Raw genomic sequence first — 2,479 nt, 5'->3', positions numbered from 1 at the left:
AGGACCTTTTGCTTACTTTTGGGTCCCTCCAAAAGTGAGTCGCTGTAAAAGCGAAACCATAAGTGGCCGTTACCGCAGCAACGGATATGTACTCAATCAAAAAGCCGCCCAGCTATCGCAATCCCCACATCCTGAGTCGATCCCCGCCCCCCCAGATCCGGCGTAACCACCCCTTCCGCAATCACCGCCTCAATCGCCCGCAATACCCCATCATGGGCCGCCCGATACCGCCCATCCCCATTGCCCAAGAAGTCCAACATCAACGCCCCCGACCAGATCATCGCAATCGGATTGGCAATGTTCTGCCCGTAAATATCCGGCGCCGATCCATGCACCGGCTCGAACAACGACGGAAACCGCCGCTCCGGATCCAGGTTCGCCGACGGCGCTATCCCGATGGTCCCCGCACACGCCGGCCCCAGGTCCGACAGGATGTCGCCAAACAGATTCGACGCCACCACCACATCAAACCGGTCCGGCTGCAACACAAACCGCGCGCACAAAATATCGATGTGCTGCTTGTCCCACGTCACCTCGGGATAGTTCGCCGCCATCAATGCCGTGCGCTCATCCCAATACGGCATGCTGATGGAAATCCCATTGGACTTGGTCGCCGCCGTCAGCTTCTTGCGCGGACGAGTCTGGGCCAGGTCGAAGGCGAACTTGAGAATGCGATCAACCCCACGTCGAGTGAACACCGATTCCTGCAGCACGAACTCATGCTCGGTGCCTTCAAACATCTTGCCGCCCACCGAGGAGTATTCGCCCTCGGTGTTTTCGCGGATCACCACAAAGTCGATGTCCCCCGGCGCGCGCCCGGCCAGAGGGCAAGGCACGCCGGGGAACAGCCGCACCGGGCGGATGTTCACGTACTGGTCGAAGTCGCGGCGGAACTTGAGCAGCGAGCCCCACAGGGAAATATGGTCCGGGACTTTGTCCGGCAAGCCCACGGCGCCGAAGTAGATCGCGTCAAAGCCCTTGAGCTGCTCGAACCAGTCCTCGGGCATCATCTGCCCGTGTTCCAGGTAGTAATCGCAGTGGGCCCAGTCGAGCACTTCGATGCTCAGGTCCAGGTCCCAGATCCTGGCGGCCTGCTCCAGTACCCGCAGCCCTTCGGGCAGGACTTCCTTGCCGATGCCATCGCCGGCAATCGCGGCGATTCTGAATGCCTTGCTCATGGTGTGTGCCTCGCAAAAATTCAGTTCAAGCCGCCGATATGGAAGGCTTTGACTTCAAGGTATTCGTCCAGGCCGTACTTGCTGCCTTCGCGCCCCAGGCCCGATTGCTTGATGCCGCCGAACGGCGCGACTTCCATCGAGATGATCCCCGTGTTGAGCCCGACCATGCCGAACTCCAGGGCCTCGCCAAAGCGCCACGAACGCTGCAGGTCCTGGGTGAAATAGTAGGCGCCCAGGCCGTACGGGGTGGCGTTGGCCAGGGCGAGGGCCTGGGCTTCGTCGGTAAAGCGCATCAGCGGTGCCACCGGGCCGAAGGTTTCTTCATTGGCCAGCAACATCCCGGCGAGGGTATCGCCAAGTACCGTGGGCTGCACGAACTGGCTGTCACCGCTGGGGACGGCGCCGCACAGCAACTGGGCGCCCTGGCTCAGGGCGTCGTCGATATGCCGCGCGACTTTGCTCACCGCTGCGGGGTTGATCAGCGGGCCGATGGTCACGCCGTCGTCCAGGCCGTTGCCGACCTTGAGCTTGCCCACCTCCTCCACCAGTCGCGCCGCGAAACGCGCATAGATACCCTCCTGCACCAGGATGCGGTTAGCGCACACGCAGGTTTGCCCGGCGTTGCGAAACTTGCTGAGCATTACCCCGGCCACCGCCTGTTCGAGGTCGGCGTCATCGAACACGATAAACGGCGCATTGCCGCCCAGTTCCAGGCTCAAGCGCTTGATGTGCTCGGCACTCTGGCGCATCAACAGGCGGCCGACGGCGGTGGAGCCGGTAAAGGAAATCTTGCGCACCGCCGGGTTGCCGGTCAGCTCTTCGCCAATGCCGGCGGGTAAGCCGGTGATCACATTGAACACCCCGGCCGGAATGCCGACGCGCTCGGCCAGCACCGCCAGGGCCAGGGCCGACAGCGGCGTGAGGTCCGAGGGTTTGACGATGATCGGGCAACCGGCGGCCAGCGCCGGTGCGCATTTGCGCGTGATCATCGCGTTGGGGAAATTCCATGGGGTGATGGCGGCGCATACGCCCACCGGTTGCTTGAGGGTCAGCAAACGCCGATCACCGCTGGGCGCGGGCATGGTTTCGCCGTAGACCCGGCGCGCTTCCTCGGCGAACCATTTGACGAAACCGGCACCGTAGCGCACTTCGCCACGGGCTTCGTTCAGGGGTTTGCCCTGCTCGCAGGTCATGATCAGCGCCAGGTCATCGAGGTTGTCGATCATCACCTGGTACCAGCGCTCCAGCAGCGCCGCGCGTTCGGCAGCCGGGCGTGCGCGCCAGGCAGGCCAGGCACGCTC

The 2,479-nt window shown here is 63.1% G+C and carries 2 protein-coding genes; both read right to left on the bottom strand.

Going from position 1 to position 2,479, the window contains the following annotated elements:
- Window positions 1–92: 92 nt before the first annotated feature.
- The gene (locus BFQ01_RS22565; protein ID WP_065926964.1) at window positions 93–1,178 is read right to left on the bottom strand and encodes a tartrate dehydrogenase; all 1,086 of its coding nucleotides are present in this window, start codon (window positions 1,176–1,178) and stop codon (window positions 93–95) included.
- A gap of 20 nt (window positions 1,179–1,198) precedes the next feature.
- On the bottom strand, window positions 1,199–2,479 hold a 1,281-nt coding region (locus BFQ01_RS22560; RefSeq protein ID WP_065926963.1), incomplete at its 5' end, for an NAD-dependent succinate-semialdehyde dehydrogenase.

Origin of the sequence: Pseudomonas sp. 8 R 14, from assembly GCF_900005955.1 — a bacterium.
In the GTDB taxonomy this organism is placed as follows: Bacteria; Pseudomonadota; Gammaproteobacteria; order Pseudomonadales; family Pseudomonadaceae; genus Aquipseudomonas; species Aquipseudomonas marginalis.
This window is presented reverse-complemented; position numbering and strand designations above follow the sequence as displayed.